Origin of the sequence: Alloalcanivorax mobilis, from assembly GCF_002864685.1 — a bacterium.
Lineage (GTDB): Bacteria > Pseudomonadota > Gammaproteobacteria > Pseudomonadales > Alcanivoracaceae > Alloalcanivorax > Alloalcanivorax mobilis.
On the sequence record NZ_NMQZ01000017.1, the window covers coordinates 1 to 25,848 of the forward strand.

General features: G+C 62.3%; 24 protein-coding genes. 14 read left to right on the plus strand and 10 right to left on the minus strand.

Features of this window, described 5'->3' with window-relative positions; genetic code table 11:
- The first annotated feature begins 93 nt into the window (after positions 1-93).
- The 9 genes from CGS25_RS09845 to CGS25_RS09885 all read left to right on the plus strand — a co-directional run bounded on the left by CGS25_RS09845 (position 94) and on the right by CGS25_RS09885 (position 11,130).
- Complete coding sequence (locus CGS25_RS09845) at positions 94-948, plus strand: SDR family oxidoreductase (protein ID WP_101675354.1); 855 nt, start codon at positions 94-96, stop codon at positions 946-948.
- 56 nt (positions 949-1,004) lie between these two features.
- Positions 1,005-1,946, plus strand: a complete 942-nt coding sequence (locus CGS25_RS09850; protein ID WP_089033415.1) for a tRNA dihydrouridine synthase — start codon at positions 1,005-1,007, stop codon at positions 1,944-1,946.
- 296 nt (positions 1,947-2,242) lie between these two features.
- Positions 2,243-2,581 (plus strand): hypothetical protein, encoded by a 339-nt coding sequence (locus CGS25_RS09855; RefSeq protein ID WP_089033414.1) that lies wholly within the window; start codon positions 2,243-2,245, stop codon positions 2,579-2,581.
- 96 nt (positions 2,582-2,677) lie between these two features.
- Positions 2,678-2,935: a DUF4212 domain-containing protein gene (locus CGS25_RS09860; RefSeq protein ID WP_089033413.1), complete on the plus strand. Its 258-nt coding sequence runs from the start codon at positions 2,678-2,680 to the stop codon at positions 2,933-2,935.
- 29 nt (positions 2,936-2,964) lie between these two features.
- Positions 2,965-4,761 (plus strand): sodium:solute symporter family protein, encoded by a 1,797-nt coding sequence (locus tag CGS25_RS09865; RefSeq protein WP_101675355.1) that lies wholly within the window; start codon positions 2,965-2,967, stop codon positions 4,759-4,761.
- 98 nt (positions 4,762-4,859) lie between these two features.
- The gene (locus CGS25_RS09870; protein ID WP_101675356.1) at positions 4,860-6,674 is read left to right on the plus strand and encodes a DUF294 nucleotidyltransferase-like domain-containing protein; all 1,815 of its coding nucleotides are present in this window, start codon (positions 4,860-4,862) and stop codon (positions 6,672-6,674) included.
- A 1-nt stretch (position 6,675) separates the two neighbouring features.
- Positions 6,676-7,269, plus strand: a complete 594-nt coding sequence (locus CGS25_RS09875) for a 3'-5' exonuclease (RefSeq protein ID WP_232802347.1) — start codon at positions 6,676-6,678, stop codon at positions 7,267-7,269.
- 52 nt (positions 7,270-7,321) lie between these two features.
- Positions 7,322-7,543: a hypothetical protein gene (locus tag CGS25_RS09880; protein WP_089033409.1), complete on the plus strand. Its 222-nt coding sequence runs from the start codon at positions 7,322-7,324 to the stop codon at positions 7,541-7,543.
- A 98-nt stretch (positions 7,544-7,641) separates the two neighbouring features.
- The gene (locus tag CGS25_RS09885) at positions 7,642-11,130 is read left to right on the plus strand and encodes a hybrid sensor histidine kinase/response regulator (RefSeq protein WP_101675357.1); all 3,489 of its coding nucleotides are present in this window, start codon (positions 7,642-7,644) and stop codon (positions 11,128-11,130) included.
- A 36-nt stretch (positions 11,131-11,166) separates the two neighbouring features.
- On the opposite strand, the gene CGS25_RS09890 is transcribed toward CGS25_RS09885, so the two are convergent.
- The 5 genes from CGS25_RS09890 to CGS25_RS09910 form a co-directional block, all read right to left on the minus strand.
- Complete coding sequence (locus CGS25_RS09890) at positions 11,167-11,817, minus strand: response regulator (RefSeq protein ID WP_089033407.1); 651 nt, start codon at positions 11,815-11,817, stop codon at positions 11,167-11,169.
- A 992-nt stretch (positions 11,818-12,809) separates the two neighbouring features.
- Positions 12,810-13,208 carry an ectoine synthase gene (locus tag CGS25_RS09895; RefSeq protein WP_089033406.1) on the minus strand — a complete coding sequence of 133 codons (399 nt, stop codon included), beginning with the start codon at positions 13,206-13,208 and terminating at the stop codon, positions 12,810-12,812.
- Between the two features lie 79 nt (positions 13,209-13,287).
- Positions 13,288-14,592 (minus strand): diaminobutyrate--2-oxoglutarate transaminase, encoded by a 1,305-nt coding sequence (gene ectB / locus CGS25_RS09900; protein WP_101675358.1) that lies wholly within the window; start codon positions 14,590-14,592, stop codon positions 13,288-13,290.
- A 30-nt stretch (positions 14,593-14,622) separates the two neighbouring features.
- On the minus strand, positions 14,623-15,168 hold the full coding sequence (ectA, locus tag CGS25_RS09905; RefSeq protein WP_198588746.1) for a diaminobutyrate acetyltransferase: 546 nt from the start codon (positions 15,166-15,168) through the stop codon (positions 14,623-14,625).
- Positions 15,169-15,172: 4 nt separating this feature from the next.
- Positions 15,173-15,712, minus strand: a complete 540-nt coding sequence (locus CGS25_RS09910) for a MarR family winged helix-turn-helix transcriptional regulator (RefSeq protein ID WP_089033404.1) — start codon at positions 15,710-15,712, stop codon at positions 15,173-15,175.
- Between the two features lie 348 nt (positions 15,713-16,060).
- Between CGS25_RS09910 and CGS25_RS09915 the strand changes: the two genes are divergently transcribed.
- Positions 16,061-16,993, plus strand: a complete 933-nt coding sequence (locus CGS25_RS09915) for a tetratricopeptide repeat protein (protein WP_089033403.1) — start codon at positions 16,061-16,063, stop codon at positions 16,991-16,993.
- 189 nt (positions 16,994-17,182) lie between these two features.
- Positions 17,183-18,142, plus strand: coding sequence for a GTP cyclohydrolase FolE2 (folE2, locus tag CGS25_RS09920; protein WP_089033402.1), 960 nt, complete (start codon positions 17,183-17,185; stop codon positions 18,140-18,142).
- A 178-nt stretch (positions 18,143-18,320) separates the two neighbouring features.
- Here the strand turns inward: folE2 and CGS25_RS09925 are convergent, their stop codons facing one another.
- The 5 genes from CGS25_RS09925 to yidD all read right to left on the minus strand — a co-directional run bounded on the left by CGS25_RS09925 (position 18,321) and on the right by yidD (position 23,136).
- Complete coding sequence (locus tag CGS25_RS09925; RefSeq protein WP_198588747.1) at positions 18,321-18,833, minus strand: outer membrane beta-barrel protein; 513 nt, start codon at positions 18,831-18,833, stop codon at positions 18,321-18,323.
- Between the two features lie 131 nt (positions 18,834-18,964).
- Positions 18,965-20,272 (minus strand): hypothetical protein, encoded by a 1,308-nt coding sequence (locus CGS25_RS09930; RefSeq protein WP_101675359.1) that lies wholly within the window; start codon positions 20,270-20,272, stop codon positions 18,965-18,967.
- A gap of 100 nt (positions 20,273-20,372) precedes the next feature.
- Positions 20,373-22,466 (minus strand): TonB-dependent receptor domain-containing protein, encoded by a 2,094-nt coding sequence (locus CGS25_RS09935; protein ID WP_101675360.1) that lies wholly within the window; start codon positions 22,464-22,466, stop codon positions 20,373-20,375.
- Between the two features lie 132 nt (positions 22,467-22,598).
- On the minus strand, positions 22,599-22,913 hold the full coding sequence (locus tag CGS25_RS09940) for a DUF2946 family protein (protein WP_101675361.1): 315 nt from the start codon (positions 22,911-22,913) through the stop codon (positions 22,599-22,601).
- Positions 22,906-23,136, minus strand: coding sequence for a membrane protein insertion efficiency factor YidD (yidD, locus tag CGS25_RS09945; protein ID WP_101675399.1), 231 nt, complete (start codon positions 23,134-23,136; stop codon positions 22,906-22,908). Before yidD ends, CGS25_RS09940 begins: the two co-directional genes overlap by 8 nt.
- Before the next feature lie 172 nt (positions 23,137-23,308).
- On the opposite strand from yidD, the gene CGS25_RS09950 reads away from it, so the two are divergent.
- The 3 genes from CGS25_RS09950 (at position 23,309) to CGS25_RS09960 (ending at position 25,842) form a co-directional block, all read left to right on the plus strand.
- The gene (locus tag CGS25_RS09950) at positions 23,309-24,007 is read left to right on the plus strand and encodes an START domain-containing protein (protein ID WP_089033397.1); all 699 of its coding nucleotides are present in this window, start codon (positions 23,309-23,311) and stop codon (positions 24,005-24,007) included.
- A 183-nt stretch (positions 24,008-24,190) separates the two neighbouring features.
- Complete coding sequence (locus CGS25_RS09955) at positions 24,191-24,868, plus strand: FadR/GntR family transcriptional regulator (protein ID WP_089033396.1); 678 nt, start codon at positions 24,191-24,193, stop codon at positions 24,866-24,868.
- On the plus strand, positions 24,865-25,842 hold the full coding sequence (locus tag CGS25_RS09960) for a bile acid:sodium symporter family protein (RefSeq protein WP_089033395.1): 978 nt from the start codon (positions 24,865-24,867) through the stop codon (positions 25,840-25,842). Before CGS25_RS09955 ends, CGS25_RS09960 begins: the two co-directional genes overlap by 4 nt.
- The last annotated feature ends 6 nt before the right edge of the window (positions 25,843-25,848 follow it).

Below are 25,848 nucleotides of genomic sequence, written 5' to 3' on the forward strand. Positions count from 1 at the left end.
GGGTTTTTAGCCACAACAGGCGTAATGCAAGTAGTGTGAACAGGCCCTAGGCTGTTTTTCAGAGATTCCTGGCGTGATTTCAAGGAGTGAACCATGGCCGATCGTCATTTTCCCCCTCAGCACCAAGCCCACCAGCCCGGCGATGAGCATCGTATGGCGCCGCAGCCGGAATACATTCGTGAAGGCTACCGGGGCAGCGAAAAGCTGGCCGGCAAAGTGGCACTGATTACCGGCGGCGACAGCGGTATCGGCCGGTCGGTGGCGTTGCACTTTGCCCGTGAAGGCGCCGATTGCGCTGTCGCCTACCTGGATGAAGAGACCGATGCGCGGGAGACACAGCGATTGGTCGAGGCGGAGGGACGCCAATGCCGGCTGATCAAAGGCGATGTTGCTGAGGCGGACTTCTGCCGCCACGCGGTGCGGGAGACCGTGGCCGCGTTCGGTGCCCTTAATGTCCTGGTGCTCAACGCCGCCGAGCAGCACGACTGGGATGATCTTTCCGAGCTGCCGGACGAGCAGATCGAACGCACCTTCAAGACCAATGTGTTCAGCCATTTCTACCTGGCCCGTGCGGCGCTGGCGCACCTGGGCGAGGGCGACAGCATCATCGCCACCTCATCGATTAATGCCTTTAAGGGCAATCCGACGCTACTGGACTACACCGCCACCAAGGGCGCGGTGCAGGCCTTGATGCGTTCGCTGGCGATTTCCCTGATGGAGCGGGGTATCCGTGTCAACGCGGTGGCTCCGGGGCCAATCTGGACGCCTTTGATTCCGGCCAGCTTCGATAAAGACAAGGTGGCCCGCTTCGGCGGCCAGGTGCCGATGGACCGGGCCGGCCAGCCCAGCGAAGTGGGGCCCGCTTACGTGTATCTGGCAAGCGCCGATGCCTCATACATCAGCGGACAGACCATTCACCCCAACGGCGGCATGATTCTGAATACCTGAGCGCGGCCCGACACGGTGCTGTAAAGATCCTCACCAGGCTCTTAGAATGCGCCGCTATGACAGTAATCCTTGCCCCCATGGAGGGCCTGGCGGACTTTTGGGTGCGCCGGGCCCTGACCGATATCGGCCACTACGACTGGTGTGTCAGCGAATTCGTGCGTGTTAGCGGCGAAGTACTGCCGGCGCGGGTGTTTCATCGTTTATGCCCGGAGTTGGCCGACGGCGCGCGCACCCGCTCGGGCACGCCGGTGCATCTGCAATTGCTGGGGTCCGATCCGGCCTGCATGGCGGACAACGCGGCCATGGCCGTGACATTGGGCGCGCCGGCCATCGATTTGAACTTTGGCTGCCCGGCGAAAACCGTGAACCGGCATCGTGGCGGCGCGGTGTTATTGGACGAGCCACAACTGGTGCATGAGGTGACGCGGGCGGTGCGAGCGGCGGTGCCGGCTTCGGTACCGGTTTCGGTGAAGATGCGTTTAGGTAATGAAGATGGCGGGCGGGCTCTGGAGAACGCGGCCGCCGTGGAAGCTGCCGGGGCCGCCTGGCTGACCGTGCATGGCCGCACCAAACGGCAAGGCTACCGACCGCCCGCGTATTGGGATCGCATCGGCGAGATTCGCGCGGCGGTGGCGATACCAGTGATCGCCAATGGCGAGATCTGGACCCCGGAAGACGCCCACCGCTGCCGGCTGGAAAGCGGTTGTGACGCGTTGATGCTGGGGCGTGGCGCGGTGGCCAATCCGCTGTTGGTTCGTGAAGTGCGCGGTGGTGTCCCGGCCAACTGGCCGGAGGTGTTGGCGGTGTTGCGCACCTTCGGTGACGGCATTGTCGGCACCGGTAACGACGCGCAGCTGTGTGGCCGGGTCAAGCAATGGCTGAGTTACTCAAGGCGTCGCTGGCCACAGGCGGCGGAGCTGATGGAGGCGCTCAAGCGCGAGACCCGGTTGCCGGCCCTGCTGGCGATTCTTGGTGAAGAAAAGCGGCATTGCGCCTGAGCGTTAAAAAAGGGAAACTCCATGGCCCTTTTTGTTTATTTTTGTCGTACTTTGGGCCGTCTTTCCCTGCCAGTTTCCGGCTTCTCCACTCTCTCTCCACGAGCCTGCTGCGCCGGTGCTTCCGCGCACTGTCCTCGCAACCTTTTGTCAGCATTGAATTCCCTTCAAAACCGCCGAAAAAGGGGACAGAGCCTCAGTTTTTGAAAAGCTGCTTTTCCTCTTTTTCCACTGCGACAAAGCACCTCGCATGATTCACTGGCAGGCTGTTCATTGTTTTGAGTATAGGACGGTCTGCTATGTATGAAGTGCACGCCTTTGTCGCCTATGGCGAAGCCCGCGAGGGCAATAAGCCGGATTTTCCCATTGGTGAGCGACACGCGATCATTGTGTTTTGTCGCCACCCGATTAACAGCGGTCACGATTACAGCCGGCTCGAAGCCATCGCCCTCTACAACGGATGGGGCGCATTGGAAGTCGCCCACGGCGGCGTGATCGTGCCTGAACGTCTTAACGGCGCGCTGGCGAATCTACAGGATTGTTTCATTCAGGCCATGGAGCAGGGCGGTGCGGTGATGCCGTTTCGTGATTGGGTGCGCGGAGAGGATTCCGGCTCCCCGGCCTCCTCGTTCGACTAAAGTCATACTGTGGCGGCTGCGGCCTTTGTTTACTCTTGAGCGACATGGCCTTCATGGGAACGGCCAGTTCTTGTCCGTGCGCAAAGGGGTAAGTCAATGAGAGAAGAAAACGCCCGTGCCTACTGGGCCGCCAATGTGCGATTGATCCTCACCTATCTGGTGATCTGGTTCGTGGTCTCCTACGGCTGCGGCATCCTGCTGGTGGATGCACTCAACAACATCCATTTCTTCGGTTTCAAGCTGGGTTTCTGGTTTGCCCAGCAGGGCTCTATCTACGTGTTCCTGGCGCTGATCATTATGTACGCGCGCTCGATGAACAAGCTGGATAGAAAATTCGACGTGCATGAAGAATAACGGCGCCCAATAACAACGAGGAAAAAGCCATGGATGTTCAATTGTTAACGTATATCTTCGTGGGCGTGTCGTTCGCGCTCTATATCGGCATCGCGATCTGGTCGCGGGCCCGCTCCACCAAGGATTTCTATGTCGCCGGCGGTGGCGTATCGCCGCTCGCCAACGGCGCCGCCACGGCGGCCGATTGGATGTCGGCGGCATCGTTTATTTCGATGGCCGGCATCATCGCGTATTCCGGCTACGACGCTTCGGTATACCTGATGGGCTGGACCGGCGGCTATGTGCTGCTGGCGATGCTGTTGGCGCCATACCTGAGAAAATTCGGCAAGTTCACCGTGCCCGACTTCATCGGCGACCGTTACTATTCAAACGTGGCCCGTACCGTAGCGGTGATCTGCGTGATTTTCGTTTCCTTTACCTATGTGGCCGGCCAGATGCGCGGCGTGGGTATCGTGTTCGCGCGTTTTCTGGAAGTGGACGTTAACACCGGTGTCGTGGTCGGCATGGCGATTGTGTTTTTCTACGCCGTGCTTGGCGGCATGAAAGGCATCACCTACACCCAGGTTGCCCAGTACTGCGTGTTGATTTTCGCGTTCCTGGTGCCGGCGGTGTTTCTTTCCATCATGATGACCGGTCACATCCTGCCGCAAACCGGGTTCGGCGCCACCATGCTCGACGCCGCCGGTAACGACACCGGCGTGTATCTGCTGCAACGTCTGGACCAGGTGGTTCAGGATCTCGGTTTCGGCGCCTATACCGACGGTTCCAAATCCACCATTGATGTGTTCTTTATTACCGCCGCGCTGATGTGTGGCACGGCCGGCCTGCCGCACGTAATCGTGCGCTTCTTCACCGTGCCGACGGTTCGCGACGCTCGTGTCAGCGCCGGTTGGGCTCTGTTCTTTATCGCCCTTCTGTACACCGCCGCGCCGGCGATTGGCGCTTTCGCGCGCACCAATCTGATCGATACCGTCAACAACGCCGAATACGAGCAGCTGCCTGAGTGGTTCTATAACTGGGAAAATTCCGGTTTGATCGGCTGGATGGACAAGAACAACGACGGTCGCGTACAGATGTCCGCGGGCGACCCGTTCAAAGGCTCACCGACCTTCGCCGGCAGCCGTGCCGAAGCGAGTGGCGAATACGGGCAGCGCGTGGTCACCAACCCGCCGGCCGACAACGCCTCCGAGGTTTATATCGACCGTGACATCATCGTGCTGGCGAACCCGGAGATAGGTAACCTGCCGGCCTGGGTGGTGGCGCTGGTGGCGGCGGGCGGTATTGCCGCGGCATTGTCCACGGCGGCCGGGCTGCTGCTGGTGATCTCCGCGGCGGTGTCCCACGATCTGCTCAAGAAGACCATGATGCCAACCATCACCGAGAAGCAGGAGTTGCTGGCGGCGCGTCTCGCGGCGGTGGTGGCGATTCTGATCGCCGGCTACTTTGGCATCAATCCACCGGGGTTCGTGGCGCAGGTGGTGGCGTTTGCCTTCGGCCTGGCGGCGGCGAGCTTCTTCCCGGTGATCCTGATGGGTATCTTCTATAAGCGCATGAACAAGGAAGGCGCGATTGCCGGCATGCTGGTGGGGTTGATCTTCACCTTCTGCTACATCGTTTACTTCAAGTTCGTGTCGCCGGATCTCAACTCCGCGGAGCACTGGCTGTTCGGGGTGTCGCCGGAAGGTATCGGCACGGTGGGCATGGTGCTCAACTTCGTGGTGGCACTGGCGGTATCCCGCGTGACCGCGCCGCCGCCGGAGCATATTCAGCATATTGTCGAGGACATCCGCGTTCCCCGTGGCTCGGGTGCCGCTCACCAACACTGATCATCGGCAAACGAAGGTAAACATTGGGGTGGTGCCTTGGCGCCGCCCCGATGTGCGTTTCAGCGACCGGCTGCCGTGGCCGGTGGGAGGCTAACGCCATGGTCGACGTGGATTTCTCGCAGCTGCCTTTCTCTCTGCTCGATGACAGTGCCCGGGAGCAGCTTGGCGCGGCCATGGAAATGGCCTGGTTCGACGGCGCCCAGGTGATCCTGGAGGCGGGTAAGGCGGCGGAGTTCGTGCATCTGGTGCACAAGGGCGCGGTACTTGAAATCGACCCGACCTTACCGCCGCAAGCGGGGCGCCTGGGGGTCTACGGCGCCGGTGCTTTGTTCGGCGCTTTGAGTGTGCTCAATGGCCGTAGCCGCTATCGGTTTGTCGCCGAGGAGGAGACGCTTTGCTATCTGATTCCGGCGGCGCTGTTTAAAAATCTGTGCCAGCAGCATGGCGAGTTCGACGAGTATTTCCGCCAGCGCCTGGTGGCCAAGAATCGCATGCTGGCCGAGCGCCGCGAGGGCGGCGTCACCATGGCCGGGTTCATGCTGGCGCGGGTGGATCAATGCATGCGCCAGCCGGTGCTGCTGCCTGAACAGGGCAGCATTCGTGAAGCGGTGAGCGCGCTGGACGCGCACAGCGGCGATAGCCTGATGGTGGTGCGCGGCTCACGGGTCGGCATGATTACCAAAACCGACCTGCTGCACGGCCTGGTGCACGACGGCATGAGCGTGGACTCTCCGGCGCTGGCATTGGCGAGCTTTGAGCTGGTGGCGGTGCCCCCGGGGGAGTATCTGTTTGCCGCCCTGGTGCGCATGACCCGGCATAAAGTGGCCCGGGTGGTGGTGATGGAAGGCCCGGTGCCGGTGGGCGTGGTGGAGCTGACCGACGTGCTCAGTTTCTTTTCCAGCCGCTCTTACGTGGTCGGGCTGGAAGTGGAAAAGGCCGACGACCTGCAGGCACTGGCGCTGGCCAGCGCCAGGTTGCCGGAGTTGGTCCAGGCGTTGATGGCCCAGGGCGTGAAAATGCGCTTCGCCATGGATCTGATGGCGGCGCTGAACGGCCGCATTATCAGTAAGGCGTTCCAGTTCGTGATTGCCGAGGAGCGCCGTGACCGGGTTTGTCTGATGGTGCTGGGCAGCGAAGGGCGGGGCGAACAGATCTTGAAAACCGATCAGGACAACGGCCTGATCCTGGGTGACGATGGGGACTGGCCGGAGCGCGATCAGCTCCTGAACCGTTTCACCGAGACCTTGCTGGCATTGGGTTATCCGCTTTGCCCTGGCGGCATCATGGTCAACCAGCCGCGCTGGGTCGGATCGCTGGCGGATTGGCGCCGCCGTATCGGGCGCTGGGCGGAGCAGGGCGACGAGCAGGCGATGATGCGGTTGGCGATCCTGCTGGACGCCCACCCGGCGGCGGGGCGCGTGGAGCTGGTGGAACGGATGCGCGAGGCGCTGTTTCAACGGTGCAGTGGTGATCAGATTCTGCTGTCCCGGTTTGCCCGCCCGGTGCTGCAGTTCTCCACGCCATTGCGCTGGTTCGGTGCTCTGAAAAAGCCGCAACAGGGCATCGATATCAAGAAAGGTGGTTTGTTTCCGGTGGTGCATGGGGTGCGGGCTCTGAGCCTGGAGCAGCGCATCGGCGCCACCGGCACCTTCGCCAGGCTGGACCGGCTGGCCGCCGCCGGGGTGCTGGAAGCCGGCTTCGCGGAGGAGCTGGGCGAGTCGATGGCGTTGTTCGCCGAATTGCGTCTGCGCCAGCAACTGGCCAGCCTGGATGCCAATCAGCCGGCGGCCGGGCACAATCAGATCCAGGTGGAGCAGTTGTCGGCCCTGGAGCGGGACCTGCTGCGTGAGTCGTTGCAGGTGGTCAATGAGTTCAAGAAACGGCTCTCGCGCCGCTTTCATCTGGAGTATTGAGATGTTGAAACGGATGATTCAGCGCCACCGGCACGGCGCCGGCCCGTTCGGGCATTTGTTCCAGGCTCCCGACGGCCAGGAGCTGATGGCCCTGGACTGTGAAACCACCGGCCTGGACCCGCGGCGTTGCGAGCTGGTCTCGGTGGCGGCGGTGCCGATCCGTGCAGGTCGGGTGCAGGCGGGGGCCGCGCTTGATCTTCGCATTCGCACTCCGGCCAGCCTGGATGCGCAATCGATTCGTGTTCATCGCCTGCGCGGGGTGGATCTGGAAGACGGCCTGGAGGCCGAACAGGCGCTGGAGCGGTTGCTGGATTTTATCGGCAACCGGCCTTTGGTGGGCTGGTGTCTGGATTTCGATCTTACGGTGCTCAATCGAGTGGCGCGGCGGCATACCGGCTTCGATCTGCCCAATCCCGTGATCGAGCTGTCTGACTTGTACCGCCGTCACCAGGCCCGCCGCCGGCCGGACGCGCTGCCCGACCTGCGTTTCGAGAGCGCGGCTCGCTGTCTCGGCGTGCCGGTGATCGGCCGCCACAGCGCCCGGGGAGACGCCACCACGGCGGCGCTGATGTATCTGCGCTTGAAAAAACCATGACCGGCGCCGCCGACGCGACGCCGCGAAAGAGATTGGAAGAGGAATAACAACCATGCAGTATCTGGAAGGTGTTCTGCTTGCCCTGGGCCTGGTGTTGGTGCTGACGGCTTATGGTCATTACCTTTGGCGCACCGGTGATTTCGCTGGCGTGGTTCGTTTCTGGACTCGCGGCATGGTGCTGTCAGTGGCCGAGTTCAAGTTGCAGCGTGCCGGCATTGCCCTGCTGATCGTGGCGGTGGTGGTGCGCTTCTGCCGGGCCTTGTTTCTGATCTAGGAGCCGGTGGGTTTGAGTGATCGTTACAGGAAGCCCGGGGTTGGCGGTCGATCCGTGTTAAGCCCGGCAGGCTGCTAGTCATCGTGGGAGTGAGTACGGTGTTTTCCCTGTGGCAGTTGGGTGGGTTGGCGCTGCTTTATGTGCTGGTGTTGTTCGTGATTGCCTGGTGGGGCGATCGCGCGGCGCGGCGCGGGCTGCCGGTGGTCAACAACGCCTGGACCTACAGCCTGGGGCTGGGCGTGTACTGCACGTCATGGACCTTCTATGGCGCGGTTGGCGAGGCGGCTCAGAACGGCTGGACCTATCTGCCGATCTATCTGGGTCCGATTCTGACCATGCTGTTGGGCGGCGAACTGATCTACAAAATGGTGTCGGTGGGCAAGCAGCACCACATTACCTCGATCGCCGATTTCCTCGCCGCCCGTTACGGCAAATCCCGGCAACTGGCGGTGCTGGTGACGGTGGTGGCGATTGTCGGCGTGCTGCCCTACATCGCGCTTCAGCTTAAAGCGGTGACGTTGTCGTTCGAGCATGTGGTCGGCACCCGCGTGGCGCAGCCGTTCGACATCGCCCTGGCGGTGTCGGCGCTGATGGCGATCTTTACGCTGTTGTTCGGCACCCGCCACATCGATGCCACCGAGCATCAGTCGGGCCTGATGCTGGCGGTCAGTTTCGAATCGTTCATCAAGCTGGTGGCGTTCGTCATCATCGGTCTGTTTTGCCTGTTCGTGGTGTTCGATGGCCCGATGGATTTGTGGCGCCAGGCTTCGGTGCATCCACACATGCGCCAGGTGTTCGAACCGACTCTGTTTTCACAGAGTTTCGTGACCGCGATGCTGCTCTCGATGCTGGCGATCATCTGCCTGCCACGGCAGTTCCACGCCGGCGTGGTGGAGAACAACGACCTGCGCCATCTGCGCACCGCGCGCCGGGTGATGCCCCTGTACCTGACCCTGTTCGCGGTGTTCGTGCTGCCGATCGTCGCCGCCGGCGTGATTACCCAGCCAGACAGCGCGCAGCCGGACATGTACATGCTCTCGCTGCCGATTGCCGCCGGCAACGAGGGCCTGATGCTGCTGGCGTTTATTGGTGGCATCGCCGCGGCCACCGGCATGGTGATCATGTCGACCATGGCGCTGGCTATCATGCTCACCAATGAAGTGTTGATGCCGGCCTGGGTGCAATACCGCATTCAGGGCGAGGAAGAGCTCTCCGATCTGAGCAATCAGGTGCGTCTGTTCCGGCGCTTGAGCATCGTGGTGATGCTGATGTTGGCCTTTTTGTTCCACACCCTGATCGACCGCTTCGAGGGCCTGGCACGCATTGGTCTGATTTCATTCGCGGCGGTGGCGCAGCTGGCGCCGGCCCTATTGGGGGGGCTGTACTGGCGGCGGGGCCATCAAAGCGGCGCCTTCTCGGGTTTGATTCTGGGTTACCTCCTCTGGGCGTATTGCCTGCTGTTGCCGCTGGTGCTGCCGGTGGAGTGGGTGACCCATCTGGATCGCTACGGCTTGCTGGGCCTGGGCATCCTCCGCCCCCACGCCATGTTCGGCATCGAGGGTCTGGGCTCGCTGACCCACGGCGTGTTCTGGAGCCTGAGTCTGAATCTGCTCGCCTATGTGTATTTTTCCCGGCGGGCCGGGCAGCAACCGCTGGATGACACCCAGGCGACGCGCTTCGTGGACATGCCCACCGACTGGTGGCGCGAGGGTCTGGGCCATCCGTTCATCACCACCGCTGAATTGCTGCAGGTGTGTGAGCGTGGGCTGGGCCACCCGCGCGCCCGGGCGCTGTTTTACGACTATCTGGCCCGGCGCCAGATCGCCGAGGATCTTGAACTGCCGGCGCCGCTGCATCTGGTGCGCTATGTGGAGCGCCTGCTGGCCGGCGCCATGGGGGCCTCCACCGCTCGCATCGTGATGGGTTCGCTGCTCAGCAAGCAGAGCGTGCGCCGCGACGACATGGTGCGCATCATGGACGAAGCGTCGCAGCTTATTCAGTTCAATCATGAACTGCTGCGCACCACCATCGAGACCATCAGCCAGGGCATCTGCGTGGTGGATCGTGACCTGAATATCGTGGCTTGGAACCAGGCGTATGTGAATCTGTTCGGCTACCCGGAGGGTCTGATCCGGCTGGGCCGTTCCATCGAGGAGGTCTATCGCTACAACGCCGAGCGCGGCTTTTACGACGGCGAGGATCTGGAGCAGGACGTGCGCAAACGGGTGCGTCTGCTGCACAAGGGCAGCGCCCACCGGTTTGAGCGGCAATTGCCCAGCGGCGTGGTGGTGGAAGTGCGCGGCAGCCCGATGGAGGGTGGTGGCTTTGTCAGCACCTACATGGACATCACCGAACGCAAACGCGATGAACTGGCGCTGCGTCAGATTAACGAAAACCTGGAGCAGATGGTCAGCGAGCGTACCCGGCGATTATCGGAACTGAACAGCCAGCTGGAGCAGGCCAACGAGGGTAAGACCCGCTTTCTGGCCGCCGCCGGCCACGACTTGATGCAGCCGCTCAATGCCGCCCAATTGTTTGCCTCTTCGCTGTCTCAACGGCTGGCGCGCAGCGGCGCGCCGGACCCGGCGCCGGGGGGCGGCGAGGCGTTTGGCTATGAGCGGCAGGTGGTGGGACACATCGACAGCTCATTGCGTGCCGCCGAACAGATTATATCCGCCCTGCTGGAAATCAGCCGCCTGGACACCGGCACCATGCAAGCCCACCCCGATACCGTGGCGGTGCGCCCGTTGATGCAACAGCTGGGGCGGGAGTTTGGCGTGCTGGCGCGTGCCGAGGGGCTGAGCTTGCGCACCGTTTATTGCGACTTGCAGGTGCGCACCGATGAGGCGTTGTTGCGCCGGGTGCTGCAAAATCTGCTCTCCAATGCGGTGCGCTACACCGAGCACGGTGGCGTTCTGTTCGGTTGCCGGCGCCGCGGTGACAGCCTGCGTATTGAAATCTGGGACACCGGCACCGGCATCCCGAGGGATCAGCAGAGCCGCATCTTCCATGAGTTTCTGCGCCTGCCCCAGCAGGGCGGCCGGCAGGTGAAGGGGCTGGGGCTGGGGCTGGCGATCGCTGACCGTATTTGCCGTTTGCTGGAGCATCCGCTGACGGTGCACTCGCGCCCGGGGCACGGTACGGTGTTCTCCGTGTCGGTGCCGCTGGCCAGTGAGCAGTCACCTCCAGTGGCGGCGGCGCCGGCCAGCGGCGCCAACCAAAAGGACCTGGCCGGCATCCGGGTGTTCTGCGTGGACAACGATCCGGCGCTGCTGGCCAGCCTGGAAGCGCTGCTGAGAGCGCTGGGGTGCGAGCCGCTGGTGGCCGGTTCCAGCCGGGAAGCGCTGGTTCGCGCCGAAGGCCAGCCTGCCCCGGATCTGTTGCTGGTGGATTACCAGCTTGATGAGGAAGAGGGCTTCCAGGTGATCGAGGCGCTGGATGGCTGCTGGGATGACGTGGTGCCGGCGGTGCTGATCACCGCCGACCGGCGCCCGGAAATACGCGAGCGCGCCCGCGAGTTGGGCGTGGGCTTTTTGCAGAAGCCGGTCAGCCAGGAAGCGTTGATGGAAGTGTTGAGGGCATTGTGAGGGCATTGTGAGGTGGGTGCTCGGCGACTGGGTGTGCTACGCCAGGCCGGGGGCGTCGATGGCCAGATCCTTGAGGGCCAGCACCGCCTGGGTACGATTGCGCACGCCCAGTTTCCTGAAGATGGCGGTCATGTGGGCCTTAATGGTGGCCTCGGAAACATCCAGCTGATGGGCGATCACCTTGTTTTGCATCCCCTCCATCAGCATACCCATGACCCGGAACTGCTGGGGCGTGAGGCTGGTGATCCGCTCGCGCATGGCGGTGAAATCCTGTATTTCCGGCGGCAACGGCCGACGTGCTTTTTCCGGTACCCAGCGTTCGCCGGCGATGATCCGGGTCATCGCCTGGGTCATCGCCTCCACCGAGGCGGATTTGGGGATAAAACCGTCGGCGCCGAAACGCAGCGAGCGCTGGATTACATCCACCTCTTCATTGGCGGAGATCACCACCAGGGGCACCTGCCGGTGAAGCTCCCGCAGATAGATCAGGCCGGAAAAGCCGTGCGTGCCGGGCATGTGCAGATCAAGCAGAATCAGATCGAAGGCGACGGCGTGCTCACCCAGTTTTTCCAGGGCGGCAAGGGAATCGGCCTCGATGATCTCGGCGGCGCTGAAACTGACCTCCACTGCCTGCCTCAGAGCGGCGCGAAAAAGCGGGTGGTCGTCGGCGATTAGAATTCTTGTCATGGCTCGATTATACGCAACGGCAGTTCGCTGACTACGCCCGCCGCGGACAAAATCGCCGGTGCGGGCTTGCTGTCTTGCCAACGATGCCCAAGTGGCCGCCAGGAATGGCGGGTCCCAAAAGGTTCTTCGCGGATTCGAGGGAATCTGGCTGCACCGAGACGTCGCCCATCACCGCTGACGCCCTGTTTGGGCGTCCTACTTTCTTGCTTGTCCAAGAAAGTAGGCAAAGAAGGACACCCCGTTGTGTCGCCCGTCGGGTACCCGAGTCGCGGGAAATTGATGGCCGGGTCGGCGAGGAGACGACATCCTGTCGTCCGCCGCCTCAGTTGGCCGTCCCTGGCCAACTGACCCTATCAATTTCCCGCGACTCGGCGACACAACAAGGGGGAGGCCCTCCAGAGTGGTACGGTAGGGCCGTGGCCGTCAGAGGTGGAATCGGGCTGAGGAATTTGACCCAAGAGCATTGATGGCCCTACTAGCAGCCTGTAAGTAAAGCTCTTTCCCGGTAATCCGACAGGTTAACCTTAAGCCCATCGTGGGGTCGTTTGCCTCTCAAGCGTAATTATCGACGCCAAACCTTACCGGCGCCGCCCTTGCCTCGCGTCCCCAATCGAGCTGACTAGCCACGACCCAGAAAACTCGCTTCCCGCTATTCCGCGATGAACCAAAAAAAGCGCTGCCCCGCCGGGCAGCATCAGGTAAGGACGTGGAAAATGGAAACAGCGCGGAGTGCCGATCCGTTCAAAACAAACGGAAATGCGTTTTATACACCCCGGTTGTGCAGCTCTCCCGAGCCGTATGGGGTATCACCGGAAAACCGGATTCTGTCATGTTGGCCGTGGGCCATTGTTGCGTGACCAGTATGCTGATCGCGCCGACCGTTCAAAATTAGACCTTGGTCGACATGTTTTCTGGCTCAAAGGCGCGGCAAAAAAAACGGAGCCGTGGGGCTCCGTTTGGTCACCGTTCGCCTGGCGCGAAAGGTTGGGGGGCTAGTCCAGATCGGCGGGGTAAACGCCGTTCTCGTCGTGCACTTCCTTACCGCTCAGGGGCGGGGTAAAGGCACAGGCCACGACCATGTCTTCGTTTTCGCCACCATAGAGATAGTGCTCGTCGTGCTCATTGAGCAGATAGATCATGCCAGGCTCCAACTCGATCACTTCACCGGTCTTAATCAGCTCGACCTTGCCTTTGCCGGAAATCACGTACACGGACTCAAAATGATTGGCGTATTTGATGTGCGTCTTGGTGCCTTTAAAGATGGTGGTGATGTTGAAGGAGTGGCCCATGCCGTCTTCCTTCAATGACAGTCGCACGGACTGCCAGTTGCCGTTTTCAGCGACCACACGGCGCTCGGTTTTTTCGGCTTCGGCCAGATTACGGACAATCATGTACACCTCCTAACACAGGAAAAAAGAAAAAAAGAAGGGGCGCTCCGGCCGGCGGGCCGGAGCGGGGCAGGTCGGGCAATCAGCCGGTCAGGCTGGACACGGAATGGGCGTCTCCGCGTTTGATGCGATCCCTCATCACCTCTTCCACGCTCTCTTTGAGCACGTCCATGGCGTGGTTGATCTCTTCCTCGGTGACGGTCAGCGGACACAGGGTCTTGATCACCTGGTCGTCGGCGCCGGAGGTTTCGATCACCAGTTTGCGCTTGAACGCCGCTTTGGTGACTTCTTCGGCCAGTTGGCCATCCCGGCATACCAGGCCCTGCATCATGCCGCGGCCGTTCAGGTAGAACCAGTGGCCCTCGAACCCGGCGGCGATGTCGCGGAAACGCTCGGTGATCAGATCACCCTTTTTCTGCACTTCCTTAGCGAAGCTGTCGTCGGCCCAGAAGTGCTCAAGGGCGGCGGCGGCGGTGACGAAAGCCAGGTTATGGCCCCGGAAAGTACCGTTATGCTCGCCCGGCTTCCAGATATCGAGCTCTGGCTTAAGCAGCACCACCGCGAACGGCAGGCCATAGCCGCTGAGCGATTTGGACAGGGTGATGATGTCGGGATTAATGCCCACGTTATCAAAGCTGAAGAAGGTGCCGGTACGGCCGCAGCCGGCCTGGATGTCGTCCAGGATCAGCAGCATGTCGTGCTTACGGCACACCCGCTCGAGGTTGCGCAGCCACTCGAAGCTGGCGGCGTTGATGCCACCTTCGCCCTGCACGGTTTCGACGATCACGGCGGCCGGATGATCCACGCCGCTGGAGGAATCACACAGGACCTTGTCCAGGTATTCGGTGGTGTCGAACGCATCGCCCAGGTAGCCATCGTAGGGCATTACGCTGACGCCGCCCATGGTGACACCGGCGACGCCACGGTGGTGGCTGTTGCCGGTGGCGGAGAGCGCGCCCAGGCTGACGCCGTGGAAGCCATTGGTGAAGCTGATGATGTTCTCGCGGCCTTTGATGTTGCGGGCGATTTTCAGCGCCGCTTCCACCGCGTTGGTGCCGGTGGGGCCGGTGAACTGAACCACGTGGTCCATTTCACGCGGCTTGAGAATGTACTGCTCCAGGGCCTCAAGAAATTCCCGCTTGGCCACGGTGTGCATGTCCAGACCGTGAACAATGGAATCTTTTTCGATGTAGTCGAGCAGGACTTTTTTCAGAATCGGGTTGTTATGCCCATAGTTCAAGGTGCCGGCGCCGGCCAGGAAGTCCAGGTACTCGATCCCTTCCTCGTCGTACAGGTAGCTGCCTTTGGCTTTGCTGAAAACCACCGGGAAGCTGCGCGCGTAACTCTGAACTTCCGATTCAATGTTGTCGAAAATTTCCGTATCCATGACTCTCTCTACCTCTTTTCTGAAACTGTGTTAGGCATCGTCGCGATTGAACGGACCGATGCGCAGCAAATGTTCGTCGTTGTGCTCGCCACTGAAGTGGATGCGGGAGTCGAAGAAGATGAATTCCTCGGTGGGCATCCGGCGCTGGTAGGCAAAGCTGCGGAACATGCCCCAGGACGCTTCGTTGTCCGGGGTGATGGTGGTTTCGATAAACTGCACCTGTGCCGTTTCCTCGCGCCCGATCAATTCCGCCAGCATGCGCTTGGCGAGACCTTTGCCGCGCGCCTTCTGATGCACGGCCACCTGCCAGACAAAAAGGGTGTTCTGCTGCTTGGGCGGGATATAGCCGGAGATAAACCCGACCAGGTCTCCGTCCATTTCCGCGGCCACCGAGGTGTCGGCGAAGTGAGTGCACTGCAGCAGATTGCAATACACGGAGTTCTCGTCCAGCGGTTTGCACTCCGCGATCAGTTTATGAACCCGGGCACCGTCCTGGCTTTCCGGTTTGCGGAACAGGATCTCGTCTTTGGCGTCAGCGGAAGATGAATCCGCCTTCTTGTCATTGTCTGCAAGCATGTGGTCACTTCTGGTCGGTTTGGGTTGAATGGTTGTTGCTGCCGTGGCGGCGCAGGCCCTCGGAGGCGGGCTGGGCACGGTCAATGGCGCCCAGATCCAGTACCGGCGAGGCATCGATGTCGCCGGCGTTCATCATGGCCGCTACCCGTTGAAGGGAGCTGAGAATCAGGGACTGCTCCCAATCCTCAAGGTGGGAAAACCGGGCCATGAACTCCTCCTGCAAGGGCGTAGGGGCTCTTTCCATGATGTCGCGGCCGGCGTGCGTTAAAGAAGCATAAACCCGCCGTTTATCGCGTTCACCCCTTTTTCTCTCGATCAGGGCCCGTTTTTCGAGCCGATCAAGAATCACCGTCACCGTGGCCTGGCTGACGGACACTTCGGTGGCGATGTCGCCCATGGTCATTTCGCCATGGGCATCGATAGCCTGAAGGATCAGCAACTGCGGTGCGGTGAGCCCGGCCACCTTGCTCAGCTTTCGCGAGTACAGGTCGGTGGCGCGGATAATCTGCCTGAGAGCGATCAACACTTCCTGATGTCTGGCCATGTCCGTTAATTCTCTGGATAGCAAACTATTGTGACTGATTGAAGTCAGGGTCACTTTGAGCTGTAAGCAGCGGTTTCATTGAAAATCAACGGCATTTCCAGAATATTCCTTGCTTAAAGAGGGAAGGTATTTTAGAGGCTTAAAGTTTAGATGTCAAAATAGTTTACCTTCGCGGGCCCGGCCATGGCGCCGTGGGGCGTGCCCGCCCGGCTGGCGCGGCTCCGGTCTAAATGAGACCATGCGCGGATGTGGCCGGGCGCCGCGGGCGCCGGGCGGATACAGGTGATCGGCCGGTGGGCGGAGGTGTCCGGCGCGGCCATTAAATTCAGTGTGAACAGGTCTTAGGTGATGCGAGTTTCGCCACTGCCGTGGTTGTTGTTGTTGTGCACTCTGAGTGTGCCCTTGAGCGTTGCCGCCCAGAGTGGGGCCGGGGAGGGCTCGCAGGCGCCCGCCTCCCCGGTGGAAGCGCAAAGTGAGATCGAGAAAGGGCCGGTGATCTCCCAGTTCAGGGAGAACTGGATTCTCGGCGAGTTGCGCACGCTGCGTCAGGATATGATGGAGTACCGCAACGACATGAACCGGATCGTCACCGACCGCGAGCTGGAGGTGGCTGACAAGGCGATGGGGTATGCCACCAACACGGTGACGTACTTTTTCTATCTGATCGCCGGCGCCGCCTCGATTCTGGCGTTGGTGGGCTGGTCCACGATCCGTGATCTGAAAGACAACATCCGGGTGTACGCCGAGAAAGAGATGTCGCGGCTGACCGTGGAGTACGAATCGCGCCTGGCGGATCTGGAGAACGAGCTGCGCCGTAAGTCGCGGATCATCGCCGAGAACCAGGAAGAGATCGAGCGCACCAACGAGATTCACAGCCTGTGGTTGAAGGCCTCCAAGGAATCCAGCTACAAGGACCGCATTGAGCTTTATGACCGTATTCTGGAGCTGCGCCCGGACGACCCGGAGGCGCTGGCCTGGAAAGCGGATTCGGCCCTGGAGCTGGGCGAGCAGCGTTGGGCGCTGAGCCTGTGTGACCGGGTATTGGAAGTGGACGAGGACAACGCCCACGCGCTTTACCAGCGCGCCTGCGCCTGGGCCGGGCTCGGCGAGACCGACAACGCCCTGCGTGACCTGGCCCAGGCGGTGTCCCGTTCCGAGGCGCTGCGCCAGCATGCCCGCGCCGAAGAGATGTTCGTGCCGTTGCGTGATCTGGATCAATTCAAGGAGATCACCGGCCGGCTGCACGAGGAAGAGGCCGAGGCGGCCCGCCAGGGTCGCTGAGCGGCGGACACCGATAGCGGGCCGCTTTCGGCGTGATTGCCAAACCCACACCATTCGAAGGTCTATTTGCCGGGGCCTTTCTGATAAACTCTCGTCCCCTTTGTGATCCGGGCGACTCCAGGCGGACTGTTGTCGCGTTCGCCCTCCCGGCGCCGTTCAGCGGCGCGGGTCGCCCCTACGGAGATTTCCATGAAGCGCGATAGCGGTGCGGAAACCACCCGGAACATGCCCGATGTGGCATCCAATTCGATGGTGGATCATATCCACAGCACGCTGGACTGGGTGGGCATGAGCGAGATCCACCTGCCGGCCCGCGTCAGCGATACCCTGGCCGGCGAGCGGCCGATCAGCACTTCGATTCAGGCTTATGTGAACCTCAGCAACCCGGATGCCAAGGGCATTCACATGTCACGCCTGTATCTGATGCTGGAGGAGACCTTTGGCGATCACTCGGTGAGCGCGGAATCCATTGAGCTGTTGCTGAAGAACTTCCTGGAGACCCACGATGGCCTGAGTGATCGGGGCTTCGTGCAGTTTGATTTCGAGTATTCCATGCGTCGTCCGGCCCTGAAGAGCAGTTATTCGGGCTGGAAGAGCTACCCGGTGACGATCAAGGGCACCCTCAGTGACGAGGGCATGCGCATCGAACTGGCGGTGGAAGTGCCGTATTCCTCCACCTGCCCGTGCTCGGCGGCGCTGGCGCGGCAGTTGATTCAGGATCAGTTCCGTCGCGATTTCAAAGAGGGCAAGGTTGACGCCGACACGGTGTTCGAGTGGCTGGGCACCGAGCAGGGTGTGGTGGCGACGCCGCACAGCCAGCGTTCGGTGGCGCAGGTGCGCGTATTGCTGGGCGATTCCTGTGGCCAAGGGTTCCCGATCACGGCGTTGATCGATGCCATTGAAGGCGCGTTGAAAACCCCGGTTCAAACTGCCGTGAAGCGGGTCGACGAACAGGAATTCGCCCTGCTCAATGGCCAGAACCTGATGTTCTGCGAGGACGCCGCCCGGCGCCTCAAGCAGGCGCTGGACCCGCAAGAGTGTTACCGGGACTTCTGGCTGCGGGTGAACCACCTGGAGAGCCTGCACGCCCACAACGCGGTGGCGATCGTCACCAAGGAAGTGGACGGCGGTTACCTGCCTATTCCCTGACCGGGATGATTAGACAGTGCCGCTCGGGAGAGCGGCCGTGCAGGTTGGCTCGCGCAACACAACAGTAGAAAGTTGAAAGTTAAAGGTTAAAACGCGGGCAAGCTGTTGCCGACTGGCACGGCCCTATCCGCGCTTTCAACTTTTAACCTTTAACTTTCAACGTTTCCCGTCTGTCTGCTCAGAACCGCCCGTTCAGACCGAGCGCCAGGTTGCTGACTTCACCGTCACCGCCGTCCACGGCGCGCAGGTATTCCAGGCTCACGAACACCACATCGGTGAGGCTGAAATCGGCGCCCAGGCCGAAAGAGATGTCCGAGTAGTTTTCGCCGCCCCGGTTGCCCGGGCCGCTTTCGGTGGTTTCCATGCGGGTCAGGCCGATCAGACCGTAAGGCCGGATGGGCAGGGTGTTGGGAAACTGGCCGCGAAAATAGGCGCCGTAGTAGCGGTCGATTTCCACGTCGGTGCCGCCGCCGAGGCTGTCATCGCCCACCCCCAGGCCCAGCCGTACTTCTCCACCCAGGGTTTCGTTGCGGTTGATCCAGGTGCCGAATTTGAACTGCAGGGCGCTGGGTTTGGCGCTGCCACCGTGATCCGGCTCGATCTTGCTGCTGACGTAGTCCAGCCCCGCGAAGCCACCAGCGCCGGCGCTCAAGGGGAGCGCCAGGCAAGCGGCCAACAGCCATCGTTTCATCAGGATTCTCCCGCTACTGCTGTTTGAATGAAGAGCGCATTGTAGTGAAAAGCGTTGAGTAAGGCGACGGGGGGCACGGCCAGCTTGGGCTGGCCGTGGGTTTTCAGTTTTCAGTTTTCAGTTTTCAGTTTTCAGTGTTCATGGTCGTGGTCGTGGTCTTCTTCCTCTTCGTGGTCGTGGCCGTCTTCGCTGAAGCCGGTCCAGGCGAGGCCGGCGGGGGCGAAGTCCAGTTCGATGGTGTCTTCCACGGTCACGCTTTCCAGATCAACGACGATGACCGACTGTCGTGCCGGGTCAGTGATAAACAGATGATCGTCGACGCCGCTGAACGCTAGCCGTGGCGCGCTGGCGCCGCTGCCCACGGTGTCCAGCACCGTCACCTGGCCCTTGCGGCTCCAGTCGGCGGCTTCCAACACATGCAGCGTACCGGTGTTGTCCAGCACCGCCAGATGTTCGCCGTGGGCGTCCAGATCGAACGCCGCCGGTGCCACCGGGTTGCCGTCGCCGTCAACAGCGCCGCCGGCCCAGTCGATGAGCGTGGTGGTGCCGGCGGCCGCATTCACCGCGTACAGGCTGGCGCCGGCGAAACCGGCGAATTGCGCCAGCTCATGATGGCCGACCAGTTGGGTGATGCGCTCACTCAGTGGCAGTTTGCTGTCCTCGAAACCGTTCTCCGTGAAGGCCACCGAGAGCACGCCATCCTGGCAGCCGAACACGGCGTGGGTTTGATTGGCGGCGCCGCCATGCAGGCCCGGGCAGGCGGTGGCCAGCGGCGCGCTGGCATGGAAGTGATCGCCATGCAGTTGGTAGGGGGTGATGCCGCTGGCTGCGCCGCCGTTGCTGTCGCTGTGACTGGCCAGCACATACCCTTCCCAGGGTTCAGCGATGCCGTGGTGGGCGGTGGCCAGGGTTTGGCTGGCCAGCAGTGGGCCGCTCTCCAGGGAGGCGTCGCTGAACAATTGAAAGCTGGCCATTCGCGCGTTGTCGGCGTCGCCGTCGAAGAACAGCGCGGCCTGGCCTTCGTGGCTTTGATAGTGGGTGGGTTTGACGCCGTTCAGAGTGGTGCTCAGCAATTGCGGCGGATCTTCATGCACATGATCATCGTGAACGGCCAGGCCGCTGTCGAGAAGCTGCGCCTGATCGTTGTCGCGCTGCACGATCACCGCGTAACGGTGCCCGGGGCTGCTGTACACGGCGCTGGGCGGGTAGGTCAGGGCGAAGTCGCCGGCCATGGCCGCGCTTTCCAGGTCATAGACATGGACCCGTGAATTGCTGCCGTTACTCTCGCCGATCACCAGGCGGCCCGGTTGGTCGGTGTGTTCATGCTCATGCTCTTCTTCCTGGCCGGGCAGCTCGGTGCTGCCGGTGTCATTGTTGCAGCCGGCGAACATCACGGCGGCGGTCAGGGCGGTGAATGAGGCAAGCAGAGGGTGTTGCATGGGGTTTCTCCTGTTGCACCCCGGCGCTGGCCGCGCCCGGGGTGCGTCATAAAGGGGGTGTCATAACGTTGGTATGAACGTGCTGTCGTTGTGGCGGCGCTTAAAAGTCCATGCGCAGGCCAACGGTGAGGTTGCGGCCCGGCTCCGGCACGGTGCGCGCCAGGAACGAGGCGTGGTTCCAGACCTTCTCGCCGAGCAGATTGTTGCCACGCAGATAAACGCTGTAGCGCTGGGCCCCGCCGAAGCGGTAGCCGAGGGTGGCGTTGAGCATGTCGTAGCCGGAGGTGCGGCTCTCGAAGCCGGCGATCTGGTCCTGGGCGAACACCCGGTAGAATTCCAGCTCACCATCGAAGGCGCGCCAGAAGGTGTTGACCCGCACGCCCAGGCGATCCGCGGGAATGCGCGGCAGCTCATCGCCGCCCCGGTCGAACTGGCCGCGCACGGTGTCGCCGAACAGGGTGGTGGAAAGGCGTTCGGTCCACTGGTAGCTCATCTCCGCTTCGGCGCCGACGAACTCGACGTCGTCCTGGGTGTATTTGATCAGGCGGAATTCCTCGATCTGATCCAGGGTGCGGGCATAGATGTAGTTGTCCACCCGGTTCTGGAACAGGCCCACGTCGAAGGTGAAGCGGCCGCTGACCTTGCGCAGGTTGAGGCCGATATTGTGTGAGGTTTCCTTTTCCACGTCGGCGTCGTTGCCGGTGCCGCCGCAGGTGTAGGCGTCCGAGAGCAGGCCGCACTCATAGGTGTTGGTGGCGATGTGCACGCCGCGGGCGTACATCTCCTGGGCCTGGGGCAGGCGTTGCGAGCGCGCCACCGACAGCGACACGTTGTAGTCCGGCAGGAACGCCCAGGTCAGCGCCGCCGACAGCGAATTAGCGGATTCGCTGGAGGAGGGCAGATCGCGGCCATCGTCGTCGGGGCTCAGTTTTTGTTGCTCGTGGCGGGCCCCCAGTTCCAATTGCCAGTTGTCGGCGAACGGGTAGCGCTCCACCGCGAACACGCCCAGCACCCGGGTGTTGGTTTTCGGCACCAGGGCTTCTTCGCCTTCGCTGCTGAAATCGTTGTCGGCGTATTGAGTGCCGACCACGCCACTCCAGCCGGCCAGCGGCTCGTGTTCCACTTCCACGCGCAGGTCGTAGCCCCGGTTGCGGAAAGTGGTGCCGATCTCGCCGTCCTCGATTTCGTAGTGGCGGTAGTCGGTGTAACCGGAGCGCAGCCGTACCGCTTTGATGCCGTCCAGGGGCTGGCGGTACTCGCCGCGCAGATCCACCCGGCTGCTGTCCAGATCCACATACGGCGGCGCCTCTTCTTCGCCGTGTTCGTGGTCGTGGCCGCCGTCGCCGCAGTCCAGCTGCGAGCCGTTGGCGCCGCAGCCCTCGAATTCGTGGTTGTGGCCGGGCAGGCCGTATTCGTCACTGCGGCGGGTAAAGGCCAGGCCCAGGTAGCCCTGATCGCCGATCCAGGAGGCGCCGACGCTGCCGTTGTCGCTTTCCGCGTAGCTGCCGTCGATCTCCTTTTGGGTAAAGCCGTTGACCTCGTAGTTGTCCGCGTCCCGGCGTGAGCCTTCCACATGCACCGCGAAATGGTCGCCGGCGCGGGCGGTGACGCTGGCGGCGCCGGCTTTCTCGTTGGCCACGCTGTTGCCGCGAGCTTCGATAAAGCCGTCCACGGCGCCATCGGGCATGCGCGTGGGGATGCGGTTATCCAGCACATTGACCACGCCGCCGATGGCGCCACCGCCGTACAGCAAAGTGGAGGGCCCGCGCAGCACTTCCACCTTGCGGATCAGCATGGGTTCAACGGTGGTGGCGTGGTCCGGAGAGATTGAGGACGCATCGAACAGGGAGGCGCCATCGGAGAGCACGCTGACCCGCGGCGCGCTCTGGCCACGAATCACAGGCCGGCTGGCACCGCCGCCAAAGGTATCCGCGTGCACCCCGGGCAGGCCGTCCAGGGTGTCGCCGAGGGTTGCTTCACTGCGCTGGAACAGCAGGTCTTCTTCGAGAAGATCGAAAGACGCCGGCGTCAGGTTGCTGTCCGAGCCCATCGGCAACGCCGACACCTGCACCGCTTCCAGGGTGTGGTTGTCGGAGTCGGTGGGCGCGTCGTCGGCGGCCACGGCGGGGGTGGATATCTGGCTGGCCAGCAACAGGCTGATCGCCCCGGCCAGGGGATGGAGATTGAACTTCATTGAAATACACCTCTGTTTGAGCGGCCCGGGGCCACCCAATGGCAAGCAAGGTTTCGTTATAACATAACAAAACAAGAAAAAGCCATAAGCCCCTGCCATGCCCGGCGTTCGGGAGCGGGGCGGATTACGTTTTCAGAGGTGCGAGGGAGGGGCGCGGGCCGGGTGGGCCGGTGGGAACGTGGGGGCGGTGTCAACACTGATCGCCGCCAGAGCGGAGACCGCCGCGGCCGGTGGTGCCAGCAGCGGCGGCGTGCCGGGCAGGGCCACCAGCCCATGACCGTGCACGCAAAGCTCACAGTCCTGCTGTGCGGAAAGCGTGGAGCCGTTGTCGTGACGATCAAGGATGTGCGAGGGCGCGTGCCAGGCCATCACGCTCTGGGCGAGCAGCAACAGGCCGGCGAACAGCAGCCGTTGCAGCAGGCGGTGGTGTGCCCGGCGTTTATTCATCGGCATCTCGCCGTGGCGGCACCGGATCAAAGCCGCCGGCGTGCCAGGGGTGGCATTTGCACAACCGTTGTACCGCCAGGGCGCTGCCGCGCAGGCTGCCATGGGTTTCCACCGCCTGCCGGGCGTATTCCGAGCAGGTCGGGTAGAAACGGCATTGATTGCCCACCCAGGGGCTCAACACGGCCTGATAGAAACGCAGACCGGAGAGCAGAACGGTTTTCAACGGCACACCCACGGTAAAAAGAAAGGCTGTTTGCAAGCTGTTTGCAACAAGACGCAGGAACGCGCTTGTAAAAATGGATGATAAAGCTAACCGGGGCCGGGACACCAGCGCGGAGAACAGGTCAAATCGGGTGACTATTTCAGGGACAGGTCCCACGGACCAAGGAGACACCATGAAAAAAACAGCACGAGTATGGATCGGCACGCTGGCTTTGGCGGCGACGCTGGCCAGCGGCGTCGCCAGCGCCGCCGAGGCTCAATGGCAGCCGGTGGACAAAGGCGAAGCGCGCACCGACATCAGCACCTTCGAGCGCGGCGTGGACGGCAGTGATGTGAAAGCCTTCCGAGGCGTGACCGAAGTGCAGGCACCGATTGTCAGCGTGATGGCGGTGATGGCCGATGCCTCCGCCTGCGAGCAGTGGCTGTATCAATGCAAGGCCATGGAACTGCGTGATAACCACCGCGCCTACTTCCGCTTCAAAGGCATCTGGCCCGCCAAGGACCGCGACGCTCTGGTGCAAACCAAGGTGACGCAGGATAAAAGCTCCAAAGCGGTGACCCTGGCCTCCCACGCGGTGGAAGGTGAGCCGGAACACGAGGACGTGGTGCGGGTGGCGGCCCTGCGCGACCAGTTCGTGCTGACCCCGCTGGACGATGGCTGGACCCGGATCGAGTTCCAGACTTTTATCGACCCGGGCGGTAACGTCACCGGCATCGCCAACACCATTTCCAAAAACGCCCCCAAGGAAACTCTGCAAGGCCTGCGCAAACTCGCCACCGCCGCCCCCTACAAAGACGCCACCCTGGACGACGCCATGGTCCGTTATGACTCAGTGAAGGAGATGGATTTTCCGCAGAGCCATCAGCGGTAGAAGAGCCATCAGCGCTAGGAAAGCCATCAGCGCTAGGGCAGAGCCATCAGCGCTAGGAAAGCCTTCAGCGGTTCCCAAGCTGAGGAACAGGGAACCCAGTTCAACCTGTTCCCTGTTCTTTTTTCATCTTGCCTTGATGTGAAATTCATAGGATGATTGGGCAAATATTCATGGGATGACACGATGACTATCTCCGCTTTGCCCCGTCGTTCACTGGTGGACCAGGCTCTGGACCAATTGCGCGCGACCGTGGAAAACGGCGAGTGGCCGGTGGGCGAGCGGATTCCCAACGAAACGGTATTGGCCGGCCGGCTGGGAGTGGGGCGCAATACCGTGCGCGAGGCGGTCAGGGTGCTGGTGCATGCCGGCTTGCTGGAGACCCGCCAGGGCGATGGCACCTATGTGCGGGCCCGCCTGGACCCGGCGGAAGCGTTGCGGCGCGTTGAGCGGGCCGAACTGTTTGAGCAGCTGGAAACCCGCATCGCGCTGGAGTCGGAGGCGGCGCGGCTGGCGGCGTTGCGCTGGCAGCCGGCGGACCTGCGCGAATTGCGCGAGGCCCTGGCGGCGCGGGCCGCCGCCGGTGAGGATCTGACGCGGCGCATTGATCATGACCAGCGTTTCCACGAGGCGGTGGCGCGCGCCGCCCACAACCGGGCGCTGTTGGCGCTGTACCGCTATTTCAGCAGTGCGGTGGCGCGCACCATTGAGCACACCGAACGCGATGCGGAATTGCCCGAACCGTCCCAGGCGGATCACGAAAAATTGCTCGATGCCATTGAGCTGCGCGATGCCGATGCCGCCGCCCGGCTGGCCCGGGCGATGCTGGCGCCGTCGCTGCACGCATTGAGCCGGCCGCTATGAAACATCTGGATCGTTTTACCCTGGTACTGATGGCGGCGATTGGGCTGGCCTCGCTGTGGCCGGCGCGTGGCACCCTGGCCGAAGTGCTGGCACCGGCTGCCAGTGTGGCGGTGGCGCTGCTGTTTTTCGTGCATGGCGCGGCGTTGTCCCGGCAACAGGTGCGCGCCGGGGCGCTGCATTGGCGCCTTCATGTGCTGATCACCGCGCTGACTTTCGTGCTGTTTCCGTTGCTGGTCTTGCCCATCGGCCTGCTGGCGCCGCACTGGATTCCCGAGGATCTGGCGCTGGGGTTTCTTTATCTTGGCGCACTGCCCTCGGCGGTCTCATCCTCAATCGCGTTTACCGCCCTGGCGCGGGGCAACGTGCCCGCGGCGGTGTGCAGCGCCGCCGCTTCCAATGTGTTTGGCATGATGCTGACGCCGTTTCTGTTGATGTTGCTGGTGTCCAGTGGCGGCGCTGGCGGCTTCGATCTGGCCGCCGCATTCCGGGACATCGTGATTCAGTTGTTGCTGCCGTTTGCCCTTGGCCAGGTTCTGCGCCCCTGGCTGGCGGCCTGGCTGGACCGGCGCAAGACGCTGGCGACGCGCTTTGATCAGGCGGTGATTCTGCTGATCGTCTACGTGGCGTTTTCCGAATCGGTGGTGGAGGGCTTGTGGCGGCACTTGCCGGTCTCGGCGATCGCCGTGGCGCTGGTGCTGTGCGTGCTGCTGCTGGCGTTGGTGATGACCCTGACCGTGCTGCTCACCCGGCGGCTTGGCTTTGCCCGGCAGGATGAAATCGCGGCGGTGTTTTGTGGTTCGAAAAAGAGCCTGGCCTCGGGGTTGCCCATGGCGAAGGTGCTGTTCGCGGGGCACCCCGGGTTCGGCATGATCGTGTTGCCGATCATGTGCTACAACCAGATCCAGATTCTGGTGGGGGCAATACTGGCCGGCCGCTACGCGCGCGCGGGCGCGGGCGCGAATAAATGCGAATAAACGCGA

Bases quoted from the DNA above. Each gene is read 5' to 3' on its own strand.
- CGS25_RS09855 (WP_089033414.1), top strand. From the start codon at position 2,243: ATGTATGAAGTGCACGCCTTTGTCGCCTATGGCGAAGCCCGCGAGGGC.
- CGS25_RS09960 (WP_089033395.1), top strand. From the start codon at position 24,865: ATGAAACATCTGGATCGTTTTACCCTGGTACTGATGGCGGCGATTGGG.
- CGS25_RS09955 (WP_089033396.1), top strand. From the start codon at position 24,191: ATGACTATCTCCGCTTTGCCCCGTCGTTCACTGGTGGACCAGGCTCTG.
- CGS25_RS09915 (WP_089033403.1), top strand. From the start codon at position 16,061: ATGCGAGTTTCGCCACTGCCGTGGTTGTTGTTGTTGTGCACTCTGAGT.
- CGS25_RS09860 (WP_089033413.1), top strand. From the start codon at position 2,678: ATGAGAGAAGAAAACGCCCGTGCCTACTGGGCCGCCAATGTGCGATTG.
- CGS25_RS09890 (WP_089033407.1), bottom strand. From the start codon at position 11,817: ATGACAAGAATTCTAATCGCCGACGACCACCCGCTTTTTCGCGCCGCT.
- ectB (WP_101675358.1), bottom strand. From the start codon at position 14,592: ATGGATACGGAAATTTTCGACAACATTGAATCGGAAGTTCAGAGTTAC.
- CGS25_RS09895 (WP_089033406.1), bottom strand. From the start codon at position 13,208: ATGATTGTCCGTAATCTGGCCGAAGCCGAAAAAACCGAGCGCCGTGTG.
- ectA (WP_198588746.1), bottom strand. From the start codon at position 15,168: ATGCTTGCAGACAATGACAAGAAGGCGGATTCATCTTCCGCTGACGCC.
- CGS25_RS09940 (WP_101675361.1), bottom strand. From the start codon at position 22,913: ATGAATAAACGCCGGGCACACCACCGCCTGCTGCAACGGCTGCTGTTC.
- CGS25_RS09865 (WP_101675355.1), top strand. From the start codon at position 2,965: ATGGATGTTCAATTGTTAACGTATATCTTCGTGGGCGTGTCGTTCGCG.
- folE2 (WP_089033402.1), top strand. From the start codon at position 17,183: ATGAAGCGCGATAGCGGTGCGGAAACCACCCGGAACATGCCCGATGTG.
- CGS25_RS09950 (WP_089033397.1), top strand. From the start codon at position 23,309: ATGAAAAAAACAGCACGAGTATGGATCGGCACGCTGGCTTTGGCGGCG.
- CGS25_RS09875 (WP_232802347.1), top strand. From the start codon at position 6,676: ATGTTGAAACGGATGATTCAGCGCCACCGGCACGGCGCCGGCCCGTTC.
- CGS25_RS09925 (WP_198588747.1), bottom strand. From the start codon at position 18,833: ATGAAACGATGGCTGTTGGCCGCTTGCCTGGCGCTCCCCTTGAGCGCC.
- CGS25_RS09880 (WP_089033409.1), top strand. From the start codon at position 7,322: ATGCAGTATCTGGAAGGTGTTCTGCTTGCCCTGGGCCTGGTGTTGGTG.
- CGS25_RS09870 (WP_101675356.1), top strand. From the start codon at position 4,860: ATGGTCGACGTGGATTTCTCGCAGCTGCCTTTCTCTCTGCTCGATGAC.
- CGS25_RS09845 (WP_101675354.1), top strand. From the start codon at position 94: ATGGCCGATCGTCATTTTCCCCCTCAGCACCAAGCCCACCAGCCCGGC.
- CGS25_RS09930 (WP_101675359.1), bottom strand. From the start codon at position 20,272: ATGCAACACCCTCTGCTTGCCTCATTCACCGCCCTGACCGCCGCCGTG.
- CGS25_RS09850 (WP_089033415.1), top strand. From the start codon at position 1,005: ATGACAGTAATCCTTGCCCCCATGGAGGGCCTGGCGGACTTTTGGGTG.
- CGS25_RS09935 (WP_101675360.1), bottom strand. From the start codon at position 22,466: ATGAAGTTCAATCTCCATCCCCTGGCCGGGGCGATCAGCCTGTTGCTG.
- CGS25_RS09910 (WP_089033404.1), bottom strand. From the start codon at position 15,712: ATGGCCAGACATCAGGAAGTGTTGATCGCTCTCAGGCAGATTATCCGC.